Genomic DNA, 17,239 nt, shown 5'->3' on the forward strand with positions numbered 1-17,239 from the left:
GTCTTCCGTTCGTTGCGGTGTTTCGGGTTGACCAATTCTACCGCCGCGGGCGAGGCCATGCGCAAATCGGCTACCATGGTTGCAAACTTCTAGGAGAAAGGGCCGCCCATGTCGGTCGATATAGCCACGTATGTCCACGATCTTGCCGTTGCCGCCAAGGCGGCGTCGGCCTCGCTTGCCACGGCGAGCGATGAGCAGCGCCAGGAGGCCGTGCGCGCCATGGCCGCAGCACTGCGCAACGGTGTCGACTCCATCGTCGCCGCCAACGAGCTCGATATGTCCGCCGCGCGCGATGCGGGCACCTCGGCCGGTCTGCTCGACCGTCTGCTGCTGACGCCTGAGCGCGTCGAGGGCATGGCCGCCGGTTTGGAGAAGCTCGCCGAGCTGCCCGATCCCGTCGGCCGCGTGCTCGACCACCGCGTGCTTGCGAGCGGTGTGGACCTGACCCGCGTGAGCGTGCCGTTGGGCCTGGTCGCCATGGTCTACGAGGCGCGCCCCAACGTGACGGCCGACGCCGCAGGCATCTGCATCCGTACCGGCAACGCCTGCATTCTACGCGGCGGCTCGCTGGCCTATCACTCGTGTGCCATGATCGCCGAGCTGCTGGCCGATGCGCTCGAGGCCAAGGGCTTCCCGCGCGAGGCCGTGTCGATGATCGAGTCCACCGACCGCGAGGCCACTGTCGAGCTCATGAAGCTCCGCGGTGTCGTCGACGTGCTCATTCCGCGCGGCGGTGCAGGCCTGATCCAGCGCTGCGTGCGCGAGTCGCTTGTGCCGGTGATCGAGACGGGCACTGGCAACTGCCACATCTACGTGCATGAATCCGCCGACTTTGATAAGGCGCTCAACATTATCGTTAATGCCAAGACCCAGCGCGTAGGCGTGTGCAATGCCGCCGAGTCGCTGCTGGTCGACCGTGCTGTGGCCGATGCGTTTTTGCCCGCGGTCGTGACCGTGCTGCATGACCACGGCGTGCTCATGCACGGCGACGAGGCAACCTGCGCCGCATGCGCCGATGCCGGGCTTGTGGAGGGCGATGACTACGTCGCCGCGACTGAGGAGGACTGGGGTCGCGAGTACCTGGCGCTCGAGATGAGCGTGAAGGTCGTGGCAAACGAGGACGAGGCCATCGCACACATCAACCGCTACGGCACGATGCACTCCGAGGCCATCGTTGCCGAGGATACGGATGCTTGCGAGCGCTTCCTCGATGCTGTCGATGCCTCGGCCGTGTACTCCAACGCCAGCACTCGCTTCACTGACGGCGGCGAGTTTGGCCTGGGCGCCGAGATCGGCATCTCGACCCAAAAGCTCCACGCCCGTGGCCCCTTTGCCGCCGAGGCCCTCACCACCTACAAATACAAGCTCCGCGGCACCGGCCAGGTCCGCCCCTAAACCTACCAAAAAGGGACAGGTTTATTTTGGCAGGTTTTATCTGCGGTTTTGCCGGGCGACGCGTTCGCCCGGCTTTTTTCTCCGTATGCCTTTTCTGCCTTTCGGCTTGAGCCGCGGCGATATACGATAGTGACACCGTGTCCTAGCACCGACTCACCTGGAGGTATTGCCATGTCTCAGACGCTTTCCGCCGGAATCACCCGTGACCGTGCGTTCGAACTGCTCAACGAGCACAACAAAGATCCGTTCCACATCACCCACGGCGAGACGGTCGAAGGCACCATGCGCTACTTTGCACGCGAGTTCGACCCCGAGAACGAGGAGTTTTGGGGTATCGTCGGCCTGCTGCACGACTTGGATTGGGAGGAGCATGAGGACGACCCCGTGAACCACACCATCTATGCTGCCAAGATTCTGGAGGGCGAGGGCGCATCGCCCGAGCTCATCCGCGCCATCCAGACGCACACGTCCGATTTCAACGCCTCGCTGCCCAAGCCCGAGTCGCAGATGGAGAAGATCCTATTTGCGTGCGACGAACTTACCGGCCTGATCGGGGCCGCCGTTATCATGCGTCCGAGCAAAAGCGTCATGGACTTTACGACCAAGTCGCTCAAGAAGAAGTTCAAGGACAAGCGCTTTGCCGCCGGCTGCTCGCGCGACGTGATTACGCAGGGCGCCGAGATGCTGGGCTGGGAGCTCCCCGAGCTTTTCGACCGCACCATCGCGGCCATGCAGTCCTTCGCGCCCGACCGCGACACCTTCCAGGCCTAACCTGCCAAAAAGGGACAGGTTTTTTTGGTAGGTTTTATCTGGGAAAACGCTTCCGTTGGACGTTATTCAGCGGAAGCGTTTTCTGTTTGACATGGTGACGTTGGCGAATGGCGGCGCCTCGCGGCAGGCAGCTGCGCTTCGCCGTACTCGTAACTCGGCAAGCGCGACGCTAGGACGCGTTCTTGATAATCCATGTCCCCAGTCCGGTCAACAGCTGAACCTGCCTAACCGTTAACCCTTCTTTTCGAAGCGCGAGAATCGCCTCATTGCGAAGTGGCTTGGAGACGGATTTGAGTTCCGTCGGAGCACATCCTGCGACACTCTGCACGATTGCCGTGCCAAATTCGCATAGATCTTCCTCGCGAACCTTGGCTGTTGCGCTGGGGCGATAGGGAAGCGACGGCGCACTTTCCATGAGCTGAAGGTATGAGCGAGGTGTTGGGAATAAAACACCGACAACGCTGCCGGTGACATGCGGCCGTGACCTGGCACTCATTAGATACTCGCGATGGCTGCTCCAGGGATATTCGTCGTATGCCGCCAGTCCTGCTTTTTGTGGATTCAGATGAATGTATCGAATTGCCTCGAGTAAATATACTTCCGACTTAATGGGCGAATCCCAAAACCGCTCCTGAAACACGTGGCCGATATGTCCCGTCCGCGCATTGTACCTGCCCGCATACGATACGGCTACCGCGTGCATCGCGTCGCTCTTGCGGTCGTCCGGATCGTCGATGAGCAGATGAATGTGGTTTCCCATAAGGCACCAAGCGATAAGCTCGATATTGTGTTTGGGGAGAATCGCATCGAGGATCTGAAGCATGGCGATTCGGTCCTCGGCATCGTCAAACAGCAATTGCCCTCCGTTTCCACGCAACGTGACGTGGAAATAACCGGTTGGTGACTTTGAACGAGGTTTTCTCGGCATGGCCCCTCCTTTAGCTTGGATGGGCTGAAGATACCTCATTCGGAGGCTTCGGTTGTCGAGATTCAGTTCACCGACCATAGCTGCTACCTGCCGAAATGTTATTGCGTTTTCAAATTGATGCTTTTTAATGGTAATTGAACAAGACGGGCGCGCTTGTTGTGGATGCGGGCGTTAGTTGCGTCGATCTGGACGGTCCCCCTCGCATGATGTCATCGCAAATGGGCTTCACGCATTTCTACGGCGATAGAAAAATGGCCGGGCGCTCACAAACAAAACGGAGAACTCGGCCATTTACTGATTGTTTGTTGACGTTTGGCCAGATAAAACCTGCCAAAATAAACCTGTCCCTTTTTGGCAGGTTAGTTGAGGGCGGCTTGGGCTAGGCGGGCTTCGGCGGCCTCCTCGGTGACGCCCAAGGCCACGGCGAACTCCTCGATGGAGCGGCGCTTGGCCTCCTTGAGTACGCGCATGTAGTAGGAGCTGGGTTTTTTATCAGCTTCCTCGGCCTGGCGAATGCGGTGCATCATGGTCTTTGCCACGCGGACCGTCTCGGGCGCGCCCAGCTTGAGCTGCTGCTTAAAGTGTGTCTCCTCAAGCGAGCTGTTGCGCTCGGTAAAGGTGTCGCACTCCAGCTCGTCATAGTGGCTCAGCAGGTGCTCGGCATCTTGCTGAGAGATGGCGGCGTGCAGACGGTCGGCCTGCGCCACGGGGTACATGAGGATCGTCTGCGCATGTCCCTGCTTGGTCTCGAGCAACAGCATGGGCTGCGGTGTGTCGTCCCTAAAACCGACGACGGTGCAGACTCCCTGGCCCGGATGAATGACGTGTTGACCGATTGAGAACATGCTACCTCCAACTTATACGAATTTACGTATGTCTAGAATAACACGCTGACGTGCGCAAACCCGTACTTTATGCAGGAAAAGCACACAACTCTGATAGGTAAGAGTATTCGATAACAGACGCAGCTCATTCACACCTTTATGCATTTTCAACGCCTGCATAATCTGCAGGCAGACCGGCATCTTTGAGTGACTCCATACAAGCTGTAGTCATTTTTGTGCATATGCAATATCTATTAGCTTTACCCTGCGACAGTGCCCGTCGCTTGTGATAGAGTGCTACAAACTCTGGCTTTTGCCCTACGAGTGACCAAGAGCTCGGGGGCTTTAACACAAGGAGGATCTATGCCCGAGAAGATTGAAGAGCTGGTACGCGCTGCGCTTGCTGCGGCCCAGGAGGCCGGCGACCTTTCCGCATTTGAACTTGACGATTGCGCTATCGAGCGACCGGCTGACACTTCTCATGGCGAGTGGACCTCTACCATGGCCCTGAAGTCCGCCAAGCTGGCCCACTGCGCCCCGCGCAAGATCGCCGAGGCCATCGTTGCCCATATGCCCGAGGACCCCGCGATCGAGAAGGTCGAGATCGCAGGCCCCGGCTTCATCAACTTCTACCTCTCCGTTGCCGTCAAGAATGCCATCTTTGGCGAGGCTCGCGAGAAGGGTATGGACTTCGCTAAGTCCAACGTCGGTGGTGGCCTGAAGACCCAGGTCGAGTTCGTTTCCGCCAACCCCGTCGGCCCCATGCACATCGGCCACGGCCGCTGGGCCGCGCTGGGCGACTCGCTCTGCCGCGTTATGGATCACGCCGGTTACGACATCCAGCGTGAGTTCTACATCAACGACCACGGCTCTCAGATGAACACCTTCGGCAACTCCATCAGCACGCGCTATATGCAGCTTGCCGACATCATCGCCAAGCAGGGCGTGGATATCGACGAGGCTCACAAGCTGCTGATCGCCGACCGCGACGCCTTTGTTGCCGACGAGAACGACGAGCATCCCGAGACCCATCCGTATCAGGACAACTTTGCCGAGACCCTGGGCAAGGACTCCTACGGCGGCGACTACATCATCGACGAGGCCGCCGAGTTCTGGCGCACCGACGGCGATAAGTGGGTCAACGCCGATCCGCAGGAGCGCATGGAGAGCTTCCGCGAGCGCGGCTATGTAAAGATGGTCGACAACATGCGCGACCTTTGCCATGCCGTTAACTGCGACTTCGATCGTTGGTTCTCCGAGCGCTCGCTGTATGTGAAGGACACCGAGGGCGAGACCGCCGGCACCTCCGCCGTTGACCGCGCTTTTGAGAAGCTCGACAAGATGGGCTATCTCTACACCAAGGACGGCGCCCTGTGGTTCCGCTCCACCGACCTGGGCGATGACAAGGACCGCGTTCTGATCAAGTCCGACGGCGAGTACACCTACTTCGCCTCCGACGTTGCCTATCACTGGGATAAGTTCCAGCGCGTCGACCACGTCATCGACATCTGGGGCGCCGACCACCACGGCTACATCGAGCGCGTCCGCTGCGTCTGCGATGCCTTGGGTTACCCCGGCAAGTTTGAGGTTCTGCTGGGCCAGCTCGTCAACCTGCTGCGCAACGGCAAGCCCGTCCGTATGTCCAAGCGTAAGGGCACCATGGTGACCCTGCAGGAGCTCGTCGACGAGGTCGGCTCCGACGCTGCCCGGTACACCCTCATCTCCAAGAGCTCCAACCAGATGGTCGACTTCGATATTGAGGCCGTCAAGAAGCGCGACAACTCCAACCCGGTGTACTACGTGCAGTACGCTCACGCCCGCGTGTGCTCCATCCTGCGCCGTGCCGCTGACGTTACGCCCGAGCAGGCTGACGAGATGGGCATGAAGGCCGTCGCCGCCAAGGCCATCGGTGAGAACGTCGATTACTCGCTGCTGACCGACCCGACCGAGCTCGCCCTTTCGCGCAAGCTCAACGAGCTCACCGACCTCATCGCCAGCTGCGCTCGCGACCGCGCCCCGTTCCGTCTGACGCACTTTGCTGAGGAACTCGCCGGCGACTTCCACAGCTTCTACGCTGCCTGTCAGGTGCTGCCGAGCGAGGGCCGTCCCGTCGACCCCGAGCTTTCGCGTGCCCGTCTGGCCGCTTGCGATGCCGTCCGTGTGACGCTCGCCCTGGTGCTCACCCTCGTTGGCGTTTCCGCGCCCGAGCAGATGTAAGCTACGGGTCATTTGACCGTACAGACTTGGTTTAACTAAGCCTTGAAAGCCCGATCTCCCACGGAGGTCGGGCTTTTTGCAAACGCCGACGTATTGACGAATTTGGAACTGCTGGAAATACGAAACTATGCCGGTTTACTACGATGAAATGAGAAATTCCAACTACGCCGGCTTTTCGCAAAAAAGTGCAAGGCATCTAGCTGCGGTTTTAGTTCAACAAGTTTCGGAGTGATCGCGGTTGAGCGATTCATCGTAGTAAACCGCCACAGTTTTGGCGGAGGCAGTCAGATTTGTGGGTGTTAAACCAAAGATTGTCCCTTTTGACTAGTCGTTTAAGAACGTCCTCAATGACTAAGTTGCAGGTGGTTGCGGTTGTGTTACACTAACGCTGCGTATATGACGCAAATATCTCGATACAGATCAATGATGTCCGTCGGTATTTGACGGAGCTAGACTGTTTAGCCGCCCTGAAGGTTTATGCAGGGAGCATGTGATCACAGGGCTTGAAAAGAAAGTTGAGCAAACACTGTGTCTGATCAACAGCAAGAAAACGAAATAACGACGACGCAAGCCGCTCCCGCTGCACCGGTTGCGTTGGACCAGGTCGCGGCGCCCGCGCAAGCCTCGGCTCCTGAGACGCCTAAGGCTGCTTCGACGACTACGCCTTCAGCGGCTGAGAAGGCCGTGCCTGCAACTGGTGAGGAGGCTGCTCCGGCAAAGCCCAAGCGTACGCGCCGCACGGCCAAGTCTGCTGCTGACGGCGAGGAGGTCACCAAGCCCAAGCGCCGTACCACGCGCACGACGCGCGTCAAGCGCACCGTTGCAGCTGACTCCTCGGAGCCGATTTCCGATGAGGTCGCGCAGGCGCGTGCGTTGGCGCAGATTAGCGAGGCTCAGGTGGTGCGCGCCCGCCGTCGTGCTGCCGAGCGCGAGGCCGCGGCTCTGACCGAGCTTGCAGCTCCGTCTGTGCCCGAGACACCTGCCGCCGACCAGCCGACCGAGAAGCCGGCACCGCGCACACGCCGTCGCACGGCTGCTAAGGCCGAGCAGGTTGCCGATCAGGTAACCCTCGAGCTCACCGAGGCTTCGGTTCGTTCCGCGGCAGGGGAGGGCGCATCGCCTGCTGAGTCCGCTGCGCCTGTCGAGGCCAGCGAAGTTCCCGTTGTCGATCCGGCTTTGCGCCCGCACCGTCGCGGTCGCAAGCCCAAGGCCTTCGTCGAGGCAGAGAAGGCCGCAGCCGCAGCTGCAGCCGCTCGGGATGCTGCGGCGACCGCCGAGTCTGCAACCGCTGCCGATGCACCCGTCCAGGATGCTACGACTTCCGAGGCCGCTCCCGCCGATGTCGAGCCCGCCGACGTCCGTCCTGGTCGCAGCCATCGTACTGCTGCTAAGCGCACGTCCAAGGCCAAGACTGCCAAGAAGGGTGCGTCCGAGGATTCCGCCGAGACGACCGCCGATGCATCGACTGACGCCGCCGAGCCCCAGGACGTCGAACAGCCTGCGTCTGAGAAGCCCAAGCGCGGTCGTAAGAAGTCCGCTAAGGCCAAGGCGTCCGAGCAGCAGGCCGAGGCCGAGCTGCAGGGCGATTCCAAGGCCGAGGCCAGCGATGATACTGTGGCTAACGCCGACGCCGCCGCAACCGATGGCGCCGCGCCCGCCGAGGCCGAAGACAACGCTCGCCCCAACCGTCGCCAGCACAAGCGTAACGACGAGCGCAACGAGCGCAAGGACGAGCGCAACAACGACCGCCGCAACCGCCAGCGCGATCGCAAACAGCGCAACAAGGAGCGCAACGCCGCCCCCACCGAGCCCACGCTTTCGCGTGAGGAACTCGCGGCCATGAAGGTCGCCGAGCTGCGCGAGAAGGCCAAGGAGTTCGAGATCGAGACGACCGGCAAGAAGAAAGCCGAGCTCGTCGAGGAGATCTACGTCACCGCCGCGAAGGCCGAGGGCTTCCGCGACATCAAGGGCATCCTGCAGATTCGTCCGGACAGCTCCGGTATCATCCACGCCCACGGTTACATGAAGTCCAACGACGACGCCTTCGTCCCCGCCTACCTCATCCGCTCCGCGCGTCTGCGCACGGGCGACGTCATCGAGGGCTCGCTTCGTCCTTCGCGCGGCGGCGACAAGCGCGCCGGCCTCGCCAAAATCACGACCGTCAACGGTCTAGACCCCGAGCAGATTCGCAACCGCCCCAAGTTCGGTGACCTCACCCCGGTCTATCCCAACGAGCCGCTGCGCATGGAGCATGGCAAGGACTCCATTACCGGTCGCGCCATCGACATCGTGTCGCCGATCGGCAAGGGTCAGCGTGGCTTGATCGTGTCCCCGCCCAAGGCCGGCAAGACCACAATCCTCAAGAAGATCTGCCAGTCTATCTCGATTAACAACCCCGAGGTGCACCTCATCTGCCTGCTCGTCGACGAGCGCCCCGAAGAGGTTACCGATATGCAGCGTTCCATCAAGGGCGAGGTTGTGGCGTCGACCTTCGATATGCCCGCCGACAACCACACTCGTGTGGCAGAGCTCGTCATCGAGCGCGCCAAGCGCATCGTGGAGCTGGGCGGCGATGTCGTGGTGGTGCTCGACTCCATCACGCGTCTTGCCCGCGCCTACAACTTGGCGGCGCCCGCCTCAGGCCGCATCCTTTCGGGCGGCGTCGATTCGGCGGCACTGTATCCGCCCAAGCGCTTCCTGGGCGCAGCCCGCAATATCGAGAACGGTGGCTCGCTTACCATCCTGGCCTCTGCCCTCATCGACACCGGCTCCAAGATGGACGAGGTCATCTTTGAGGAGTTCAAGGGCACCGGCAACATGGAGCTCAAGCTCGACCGCGACCTGGCCGACCGCCGCATCTTCCCGGCTATCGACCCCGTTGCCTCCGGTACGCGTAACGAGGACCTGTTGGTTGACGAGCAGATGCGTCCGTTTGTCTTTGGCCTGCGTCGCATTCTTGCCGGCATGAACAACACCGAGCGCGCAGCTGCGTCGTTTATCAAGGGTCTTAAGGGCACCAACACCAACCAGGAGTTCCTGGTGCGTTCGGCCAAAAAGCACAGCGACTACGAGCAGACGTTCTAGGTTGTCATCCACACGCAGCGATAGTCATCAATGCAATAAAGGGTCGGGGCTTTGAGCCTCGGCCCTTTTCTATATCGCCGCTCCGCGCTTATTTTTGACCATAAGACTGGCAAGCAGCAGGTTTCCCGTTTCAATCCGACATCGTCGCTTGCAATCGACAGGGCGGTTTCGCATAATAGCTTTTAAGCTTCGCGACGGATAACGCAGATGAAACGAACCATATACCGTTGCTTTGGGGCATAGCCCCGCTTCATCTTCTCTCGCGCAGCCAACTGAATGATGCGATTTGGGTGCTGGAAGATGGGGAGAGCTCATGGCTTCTTCTGATGCAACACAACGAGCAGTCCTTGCCGGACTTTCGTGCGGGATCGGCCTTGCCGCTCCCGTGGTTATGTATGCCGCGACGCTGCCGTTTTCGTCTGTGAACGAGACGGTCGTGGCGGGTGCGGTTCCCTTCGCCGTGGGCGCGGTGGCGGGCGTGGGCATCTATGCCGCCTCGCTGGGTATCTCCGAGTATCGTGCGCAGCGTGAAGAGCGTCTGTTCCAGCCCGATGCCATGGGCGGTGCCGCCAATCTCAATCAGTATCAAAGCGAGTTCAAGACCGCCTCGATTTCAGCTCAGCAGCAGGATGCGACTCCTTACGCTGCGGCTTCTGATTCTCAGGCTCAGGCGGAGCAGTCTACCTCGGCATTCCTTTCCGGCCTGACTGGTGCGTTCCAGCGCCGTCATGCCGATGATGGTGTCCCTACCATCGCTCGAGCCGCAGATGCTATGGACGAGGACGAGGCTTGGTCCATGATCGACAGTATGCTTGACGACGATTCGCCGGTGAGCTGCGACCCTGCACACTCGCGCGACGTCTATCAAGTCGCCATCGACGAGCTCACCAACGGCGGGCAGACCGGCTCCTTCAATCGCGACGACATCGCCGCCGCGGCACGCGCCGTGTCTGGCTCCCAGGCCGCCCCTGCAGGCAGCACGGCGGCTTTCGTGGCACTCGTCGCCAACGCGGCAGCCAATAACGCCTACAGCGCTACCTCGGCGGACGCGAACGCTTCTGCCGACAATTCGTACGTTGATGAAGCCATGACCGCGGACGAGGAGGCCGTTGCCGCCCGCCGTGCCGCCGAGAGCTCGCTTTGGGGCGCTCCTGCCCAGCAGCAGGCGGCTGAGGCTGCGCCGTACAATGCAAACCTTGCCAGCATGCCTATCATCTCCGGTGCCGCGGACATCGATCTCGATGACCTCGATGAGCCTGCGGCCATCACCGCATCGATTGATGCCCAAGATCGCATCGACACCGGCGACCTTCCGGACGCCTCGCTCGAGGTTGATGTCCCCATGGCCGATTACTCGGGCCACGAGGACATGTGGGCCGCCGCCACCGCGATTCTGGATGAGATTGACGAGCCCGCTCCTGTTGCAGCCCCCGCTCCCGTCGCTGCCTCTCAGCCTGCTGCCCCCGCCTATGTCGGCCGTCACAGCGCTGTGTTCCCCGAGGATACTGCCCGTATCTCGCGCGAGAGCATCGAGCGGGCCGAGGCTATTGCCGCCGGCATTATGGAAAACCGTCGTCACGAGCGCGTCAATCAGATCCTCGAGGAAGAGATCGAGCGCCTGCAGTCCTCTACCGCCAAGCGTACGGGCCGTGCCTACCTGAGCGTTATCGAGGGCGGTACCGCCAGCTTCGCGCCGCTCCGCGCGGAGGCATAACTTCTGCATGGTTAAGATCAATCGAAAATGGGCGGTTGTAACCTGCCTGATGGCGCTCTTGATCTGGGGCAATTCGCTGGTTCCCGGCTCGGGGTCGGGCTCGCTGAGCCTAACGGTCATGGAAGCTATCCGCGGTTTCCTGCACGGCGTGGGACTTCCATATGAATGGGTGACCAACTTTGTTGTTCGCAAGTGCGCGCATTTTACCGAGTATATGGTGCTCGGCATCCTGGCAACGCACGCCTTTGATTTTGAGGGACGGCGCACCTTTGACGTGCTGCTGCCCACGGCGGTGTTCCTGCTGCTGATTCCCTCGATCGACGAGACGATTCAGCTCTTTGTGCCGGGACGCGCCGGCATGATCACCGATGTGATGATCGACTGCTGTGGAGCGGCAACGGGCGTTGTGCTCCGATATCTCTTACGGTCGCTGATGTGCGCCAAAAAGGCCGCCTAGGACGTATTGTTTGGTCCTAGGCGGCCTTTTTTATTTGAGGGCTTATATGAGGCGTGGTGGCGTCGTTCCATTGGTCGGATTTGCTGGGCGCGCCACGCCCCGTGGGTGCGTCTGTTACTGAAGCGCCTGTGCGCCCAGGGCCAGGCAGCCCATAATGCCCTGCTTGCCCTCGAGGCTGTTGTTGACGATGTAGTTATCGATGTCGTTGACCTCGGGCGTGACGATATAGCCGTTGAGCATTTCGGCACACTTTTTGCGTGCGAGCGGCACGATGGGGGTGTGGTCGGCCACGCCGCCACCGATGATGATCTTTTGCGGCGCGTAGCACAGCGTGTAGGTCATGAGTGCCTGTGCCAGATAGCCGGCGAGCAGGTCCATGGCCTCCGGGTCATCGGCCATGTCTCCGGCGCTCTTGCCATCCCAGCGCTTTTTGACGCCGGGGCCGGCGATGAGGCCCTCGAGGCAGTTGTCGTGGAAGGGGCAGGCGCTATGCTCGCCGATGGTGTCGCGCGGGTCGCGCGTGACCAGGATGTGGCCAGCCTCGGGATGCATCATGCCGTGCACGAGCTGGCCGCCCGAGAGCACACCGGCGCCCACGCCGGTGCCGATGGTCAGGTAGACCACATCAGTGAGGCCCTGGGCGCAACCAAAGGTGACCTCGCCCAGGCAGGCGACGTTGACGTCGGTGTCGTAGCCGCAGGGGACCTTGAGCTCGTTTTGGATGGTGCCCAGCAGGTCAAAGTAACGCCATGCGGTCTTGGGCGTCTCCAAGATCTTGCCGTACTGGGGCGAGGCAGGGTTGACCGCGGTGGGGCCAAAGGCGCCGATGCCCAGGGCGGCGATGCCCTTGTCTGCAAACCATGCGTTGACGGCCTCGACGGTCTCCTGCGGGGTCGTGGTCGCGATCTGCTCGCGCTCCAGGACCGTACCGTCCGCATAGCCCGTGGCGCACACCATCTTGGTGCCGCCGGCCTCGAGCGCTCCGATAAGCTGTTGTTCTGCCATGGTATTCCTCCCTTTTGGACGAGTTGCTCCGTGACTAAAGTATAGCGCTCTAAACAAGTTAAGAAAGCGCTATAAAAAGAAGCCCTTCAACGCGGCGGGCGATGAGGGGCTTCTTTGGTTGCTTTAGTTGCCGGGCCGTCCTTACCCGCGCGGCTTGATTTTATCACGTAGCGACTTGAGGTTCTCCAGCGCGGCGTTGAGCGTTTCGTCTCGCTTGGCAAAGTGGAAGCGGATCAGATGGTTGACGGGCTCGCGGAAGAAGCTCGAGCCGGGCACGGCGCCCACACCCACTTTAGACGCGAGGTCCTCGCAGAATTCGAGGTCGCTGTCATAGCCAAACTCCGAGATATCCATCATCACGTAATAGGCGCCCTGCGGCACGTTATGCTCAAGACCGATGCTGTCGAGTCCCTGGCAGAACAGGTCGCGTTTGGCGGTATAGAGGTCGAGGACCTCATCGTAATAGCTGTCGTCGAAGTTGAGGGCGGTGACAACGGCTTCCTGCAGGGGAGCGGCGGCACCCACGGTGAGAAAGTCGTGGACCTTCTTGATGCGCTCGGTGATCTGGGCCGGGGCGATGGTGTAGCCCAGACGCCAGCCGGTGATGGAGTACGTCTTAGACAGCGAGCTGCAGCTGATGGTTCGCTCGAACATGCCGGGCAGCGTGGCCATGTAGACGTGCTCATGGGGCGCGTAGACGATGTGCTCGTAGACTTCGTCGGTGATGCAGTACGCGTCGTACTTTTTGCACAGGTCGGCGATAAAGGTGAGCTCTTCGCGCGTAAAGACCTTGCCGCAGGGGTTGGAAGGGTTGCACAGGACGATGGCCTTGGGGTCGTTGTCGCGGAAGGCAGCCTCGAGCGCCTCGCGGTCAAAGTCGAATGTGGGCGGGTTGAGCGGTACATAGATGGGCTCGGCACCCGAGAGAATGGTGTCAGCGCCGTAGTTCTCGTAGAACGGCGAGAAGATGACGACCTTGTCTCCGGGGTTCGTAACCGTCATCATGGCGGCCATCATGGCCTCGGTGGAGCCGCAGGTGACCACGATATTCTGGTTGGGGTCGATCGGCATGCCCATAAAGTGCTCCTGTTTGGCGGCGAGCGCCTCGCGCATGGCCTGGGAGCCCCAGGTAATGGAGTACTGGTGGTAGAGCGGCTTGGGGTCGGCGGCGATGGTGCTCAGGCTGTTGAGCAGCTGCGCCGGAGGATCGAAGTCGGGGAAGCCCTGCGAGAGATTGACGGCATCGTACTTATTGGAGATGCGTGTCATGCGGCGGATGACCGAATCGGTTAATGTTGCCGTGCGGTTGGAGAGTTCTTTCATGCCGGTCCTTTCGAGGATTTGCAGTGGGGCAAGTTTACTCCTATGGAACCGGTGGGAATTGCTCGAAACGCGCTCGAAAAACTCTTTTCAAAATTCTTGAAAATTGGGGCTTGCATCGCGTGGCGTTCCTTGCAATAATAGTCGAGCGCGAAGCGCACAGGACACGGTGGGTGTAGCTCAGTTGGCTAGAGCGACGGGTTGTGGTCCCGTAGGTCGAGGGTTCGAGTCCCTTTACCCACCCCAGTTCTTGCTTCGTGTTGATATCGGGTCGTTAGCTCAGTTGGTAGAGCAGGGGACTCTTAATCCCAAGGTCCAGGGTTCGAACCCCTGACGGCCCACCACACGATATCTCCTCTAAAGTCCGCCATAACGGACTTTAGCTTTGGGTCGTTAGCTCAGTTGGTAGAGCAGGGGACTCTTAATCCCAAGGTCCAGGGTTCGACCCCCTGACGGCCCACCCAAAGATCGTTAAAGCGACTGGCTTAGGCTGGTCGCTTTTTTGTTGACCTCGCACGGGGTCGAACCCGTCGGGGCGCGGAGCTGAGGAAATGCGTAAGCATTTGCCAGCGCAGCGCGCAAGGCGCGAAGCGCCGCAGTGACCGCCTGCGCAGCAGGCTGACCCCCTGACGGCCCACCCAAAGATTGTTAAAGCGACTGGCTCAGGCTGGTCGTTTTTTGTTGACCTCGCATGGGGTCGAACCCGAAAGGGCACAGCCGCTTTCACAGATCGAGCCTACCCTGGGGATCGGTAAAACCGTCAGTACCCTCCTTGAGTTTCTTCTCGTCTGTCTTCACGCGACGCTCGAGCTTTTTTGTATCCTCGGCAGGCGGTAGGTTCTCGGGGACAATTCCGCGGTCGATGAGGCTGCCACGCACGCTTGTGTTGTTCTCGACGTGCTCTTGCTTGATCTGGTCCAGGCTGTACAGGTCGTGTTCCTCGGCGTTGAAGGCCGTCATCGAGTTCGTAAGGTCCTTTGCTTTGATGAGGACATCGGCTAACCTGTCCGCCAATGCCGCTCTCTTGGGTACGCCGAGCTGCTGCTTCATTTCCGCCGTGCTTCTGCCGCCGAATAACGCCTCATCGCCCTTCGACTTGATGATCGCGAATCCTTTGGAGTCCACGCCGCGTTTGAACGCAATACCCGAGAGCTGTTTCTCTGAATCGGATAGCGAGTGACGCGCCTGCAAGCGCTGAATCTCTGCGAAGCGCTGCTCTATGAGCTCTTGGCGGCGCGTCTGCACGGCAAAGTATGCCTGGGCGAGCGCGATCTCTGGCTTGTTTGAATCTCCGTTCTGTGCGATTAAATAGCATGCATAGCGCGTAAGTTTGTAGTCTTTAACCGCGCGAGCGGCGACACCGGCAGTTACCATTTTCGTGGTGTCACGAAAATGGGAATCAACTGGAGTTTTGTTTGTTTCGCATGAGACTTTTGCCCTCTTAACAACTTCGGCGAAGTTCTCCCATCGAGTGTACCCCATGGGTTCCATTAAATCGCGTGCGAGCCAATACTCAACGCCGTCTTCCACATTGGCGTAGCTATCAAGTTCGATACGCCACTTCTCGATATCTCTACTGTCCATATCTCCTCCTCGCTGGTCTATTTTCTATGCGGGCTTTGTCCGCTCTGTATTCAGTATAAGGATACGCTGTCGTGCGGACACGAATGGGCCCCGTGCTGCTTCGAGCTCACGGGGCCCATGGATATCGATTGGTTGTGTTCTGCTTTAGATAGGTGTCCGGTTTAATCCGCTCGATAGTGCGACCCGAGACTTTCGGTTCGCTTGCGCATGGCTTTGACCATTTCCTGTGCCAGCTGAATCTGCGATTGCAGGCGGGCGAGGGCTGCGATCTCGCTGTCATCGGCATGCGGCTTGCTCAGCGCCATGGCCTTGTCTTGCAGGCTTTCAAGCTGTTGCAGGGCCTCGGATAGGCCTGTTTCGGTCCTGTTGATCATGCAATAGGTGCTCATCGTGTGCCTAAGGCTGTGTGTCAGGCGATCGGCATCTGTTGTGGCAATGCCGTACTGGGGGAGGGTGATATCCGTCTTCAGGGCCGCTTCAGGCTCTTTCTGCGCTGTGAGGGCTGCCGATGCGCCCGCGATACGTCCGAATACGATGCCGTTGGCGCTTGACAAGCCACCAATGCGGTCGGCGCCGTGCATGCCGCCTGTCGCCTCGCCGCAAGCGTAGAGGCCCTCAACGCCCGTGTGCGCGGTCTTATCGATCTTGATGCCGCCGTTAGCAGCGTGGGCATACATCGCAACGCGCATCTCGTCGGTCGGCGCGATGCCGTGCTCGTCTTGCAGCCAGGTGGCAAAGGTCTGCACAAACTCTGGGACATCCTCGCGGGGGAAGTCGTAGTGGAGTGCCAGGCCTTCGACACCTGCCTGATCGATGACGAGATCGATAGCGCGGGAGGCCAAGCGTGACGTGAAGGGACCATATCCAGAGCGCTGCTCGAGCAGGTCGTCCAGCTTGTCGTCGGCAATATCTACCGGCTGGTCTACGTGCACGTAGCGCCAGGTTTTCTCATTGAAGACCAAGTTACGCCTGGGCTCGATGAAGCCGGGCATCATCTGCATGAACTCTATATTAGTAAGTGTTGCGCCGTGCGCCAGCGCGATGGCCTGCGAGGAACTGAGCACATCAGCCGACGTAAGGCTGCGCTCGAACAGGCCGCCTGTGCCACCGGCTGCGATGACCGTGGCCTTGGCAGCAAAGGGCACGATTCGATTTTCGGTAAGGTCGTAGAGTACGGTTCCGGTTATTCTGCCGTTCGTGTCCTCAACAAGGTCGATAAGCTCATGGCGGGGGAGCAGGCGAATGCCGAGCGACTCGATCCAGGTCGTCAGAGCGTCCTCAAGGGGCTTGCGGGTGAGGCCGCGCCACATGCGCGTCTTGTGGTCAAAGCAGGGGATAAATTGCTTTTGTTGAGCACTCTTGGCGCTTTGCGGACGCTGGAGCTCAACGCCCAGGTCTTGCTCGAGCCAGTCAATCGCTTGGGGAATGCCGTGGACGAACGCTTGGACGAGTTCGGGGTCGGCAACGCCGCCGCCGACGGCCAGGATGGTGTCGATGAGGTCCTGCTCGTCGTCTTCGTTAACGGGTCCGATAAGCCCTAGGCCCCAGGTTCCAGGGAAGAAGCTCGATCCACTCATAGTCTTGCCGGCGCTTGCCACAGTGACGGTTGCACCCGTGCGTGCCGCTTCGATGGCGGCGCAAAGGCCCGCAATGCCAGATCCAATTACCAGTACATCAGTCGATTCCATCGGATTCCTTTCTCGTCCGGCGCATTGTCGCACGGGTGATCGGCAATGGGGCCGCAAAGACTCGGCAAATCGGTAAAGGGCAAATATGGCAGGTGGGCGTCAGATGGACTCGGCCACTTCGGTCGGCCTATTTGATAAGTTGCGGTGGAATACGGACTGTTTTGGCCTGTATGGATGCAATTCAGTCCGTATTTCACCGCAACTGATACATCGGACCTTCTAATAAGAGTAACCAATTTGAGACGGGGCAAA

The 17,239-nt window shown here is 60.1% G+C and carries 12 protein-coding genes and 3 tRNA genes; 9 read left to right on the forward strand and 6 right to left on the reverse strand.

Going from position 1 to position 17,239, the window contains the following annotated elements; translation table 11 throughout:
* Positions 1–108 precede the first annotated feature (108 nt).
* Entirely contained in the window at positions 109–1,395 is a 1,287-nt protein-coding gene (locus AAAX35_RS07425) for a glutamate-5-semialdehyde dehydrogenase (RefSeq protein WP_349117222.1), read from the forward strand.
* 171 nt (positions 1,396–1,566) lie between these two features.
* Positions 1,567–2,166 (forward strand): HD domain-containing protein, encoded by a 600-nt coding sequence (locus AAAX35_RS07430; protein WP_349091515.1) that lies wholly within the window; start codon positions 1,567–1,569, stop codon positions 2,164–2,166.
* Positions 2,167–2,335: 169 nt separating this feature from the next.
* Here AAAX35_RS07430 and AAAX35_RS07435 read toward each other — a convergent pair whose 3' ends face one another.
* Both AAAX35_RS07435 and AAAX35_RS07440 read right to left on the reverse strand, forming a co-directional pair.
* Positions 2,336–3,094, reverse strand: a complete 759-nt coding sequence (locus AAAX35_RS07435; protein WP_055310672.1) for a transposase — start codon at positions 3,092–3,094, stop codon at positions 2,336–2,338.
* A 359-nt stretch (positions 3,095–3,453) separates the two neighbouring features.
* The gene (locus AAAX35_RS07440; RefSeq protein WP_006235480.1) at positions 3,454–3,939 is read right to left on the reverse strand and encodes a CarD family transcriptional regulator; all 486 of its coding nucleotides are present in this window, start codon (positions 3,937–3,939) and stop codon (positions 3,454–3,456) included.
* A gap of 342 nt (positions 3,940–4,281) precedes the next feature.
* Here AAAX35_RS07440 and argS point away from each other — a divergent pair, with 342 nt between their 5' ends.
* The 4 genes from argS (at position 4,282) to AAAX35_RS07460 (ending at position 11,390) form a co-directional block, all read left to right on the forward strand.
* On the forward strand, positions 4,282–6,135 hold the full coding sequence (gene argS / locus AAAX35_RS07445) for an arginine--tRNA ligase (protein ID WP_055286535.1): 1,854 nt from the start codon (positions 4,282–4,284) through the stop codon (positions 6,133–6,135).
* Positions 6,136–6,663: 528 nt separating this feature from the next.
* Positions 6,664–9,219, forward strand: a complete 2,556-nt coding sequence (rho, locus tag AAAX35_RS07450) for a transcription termination factor Rho (RefSeq protein ID WP_349117223.1) — start codon at positions 6,664–6,666, stop codon at positions 9,217–9,219.
* A 313-nt stretch (positions 9,220–9,532) separates the two neighbouring features.
* Positions 9,533–10,933 carry a hypothetical protein gene (locus AAAX35_RS07455; protein WP_349117224.1) on the forward strand — a complete coding sequence of 467 codons (1,401 nt, stop codon included), beginning with the start codon at positions 9,533–9,535 and terminating at the stop codon, positions 10,931–10,933.
* Between the two features lie 7 nt (positions 10,934–10,940).
* Positions 10,941–11,390 carry a VanZ family protein gene (locus AAAX35_RS07460; RefSeq protein ID WP_006235485.1) on the forward strand — a complete coding sequence of 150 codons (450 nt, stop codon included), beginning with the start codon at positions 10,941–10,943 and terminating at the stop codon, positions 11,388–11,390.
* 114 nt (positions 11,391–11,504) lie between these two features.
* Here AAAX35_RS07460 and AAAX35_RS07465 read toward each other — a convergent pair whose 3' ends face one another.
* Entirely contained in the window at positions 11,505–12,395 is an 891-nt protein-coding gene (locus AAAX35_RS07465) for an ROK family protein (RefSeq protein ID WP_349117225.1), read from the reverse strand.
* Between the two features lie 141 nt (positions 12,396–12,536).
* Positions 12,537–13,718: an aminotransferase class I/II-fold pyridoxal phosphate-dependent enzyme gene (locus tag AAAX35_RS07470; RefSeq protein ID WP_349117226.1), complete on the reverse strand. Its 1,182-nt coding sequence runs from the start codon at positions 13,716–13,718 to the stop codon at positions 12,537–12,539.
* Positions 13,719–13,884: 166 nt separating this feature from the next.
* On the opposite strand from AAAX35_RS07470, the gene AAAX35_RS07475 reads away from it, so the two are divergent.
* The 3 genes from AAAX35_RS07475 (at position 13,885) to AAAX35_RS07485 (ending at position 14,175) form a co-directional block, all read left to right on the forward strand.
* Positions 13,885–13,961, forward strand: a tRNA-His gene (locus tag AAAX35_RS07475).
* A gap of 22 nt (positions 13,962–13,983) precedes the next feature.
* A tRNA-Lys gene (locus tag AAAX35_RS07480) sits at positions 13,984–14,059 on the forward strand.
* A gap of 43 nt (positions 14,060–14,102) precedes the next feature.
* A tRNA-Lys gene (locus AAAX35_RS07485) sits at positions 14,103–14,175 on the forward strand.
* Positions 14,176–14,438: 263 nt separating this feature from the next.
* Here the strand turns inward: AAAX35_RS07485 and dinD are convergent.
* A complete protein-coding gene (dinD, locus tag AAAX35_RS07490) occupies positions 14,439–15,299 on the reverse strand; it encodes a DNA damage-inducible protein D (RefSeq protein WP_349117227.1) in 861 nt (286 codons plus the stop codon).
* A gap of 161 nt (positions 15,300–15,460) precedes the next feature.
* The gene (locus tag AAAX35_RS07495) at positions 15,461–16,987 is read right to left on the reverse strand and encodes an FAD-binding protein (protein WP_349117228.1); all 1,527 of its coding nucleotides are present in this window, start codon (positions 16,985–16,987) and stop codon (positions 15,461–15,463) included.
* Positions 16,988–17,239 lie beyond the last annotated feature (252 nt).

It is taken from the genome of Collinsella sp. CLA-ER-H11 (assembly GCF_040092445.1).
Taxonomy (GTDB): Bacteria; Actinomycetota; Coriobacteriia; order Coriobacteriales; family Coriobacteriaceae; genus Collinsella.

Excerpts from the sequence above, each read along its gene's own strand:
- AAAX35_RS07425 (WP_349117222.1), top strand. The coding sequence starts at position 109 with ATGTCGGTCGATATAGCCACGTATGTCCACGATCTTGCCGTTGCCGCC.
- AAAX35_RS07430 (WP_349091515.1), top strand. The coding sequence starts at position 1,567 with ATGTCTCAGACGCTTTCCGCCGGAATCACCCGTGACCGTGCGTTCGAA.
- AAAX35_RS07435 (WP_055310672.1), bottom strand. The coding sequence starts at position 3,094 with ATGCCGAGAAAACCTCGTTCAAAGTCACCAACCGGTTATTTCCACGTC.
- AAAX35_RS07440 (WP_006235480.1), bottom strand. The coding sequence starts at position 3,939 with ATGTTCTCAATCGGTCAACACGTCATTCATCCGGGCCAGGGAGTCTGC.
- argS (WP_055286535.1), top strand. The coding sequence starts at position 4,282 with ATGCCCGAGAAGATTGAAGAGCTGGTACGCGCTGCGCTTGCTGCGGCC.
- AAAX35_RS07455 (WP_349117224.1), top strand. The coding sequence starts at position 9,533 with ATGGCTTCTTCTGATGCAACACAACGAGCAGTCCTTGCCGGACTTTCG.
- AAAX35_RS07460 (WP_006235485.1), top strand. The coding sequence starts at position 10,941 with ATGGTTAAGATCAATCGAAAATGGGCGGTTGTAACCTGCCTGATGGCG.
- AAAX35_RS07465 (WP_349117225.1), bottom strand. The coding sequence starts at position 12,395 with ATGGCAGAACAACAGCTTATCGGAGCGCTCGAGGCCGGCGGCACCAAG.
- AAAX35_RS07470 (WP_349117226.1), bottom strand. The coding sequence starts at position 13,718 with ATGAAAGAACTCTCCAACCGCACGGCAACATTAACCGATTCGGTCATC.
- dinD (WP_349117227.1), bottom strand. The coding sequence starts at position 15,299 with ATGGACAGTAGAGATATCGAGAAGTGGCGTATCGAACTTGATAGCTAC.
- AAAX35_RS07495 (WP_349117228.1), bottom strand. The coding sequence starts at position 16,987 with ATGGAATCGACTGATGTACTGGTAATTGGATCTGGCATTGCGGGCCTT.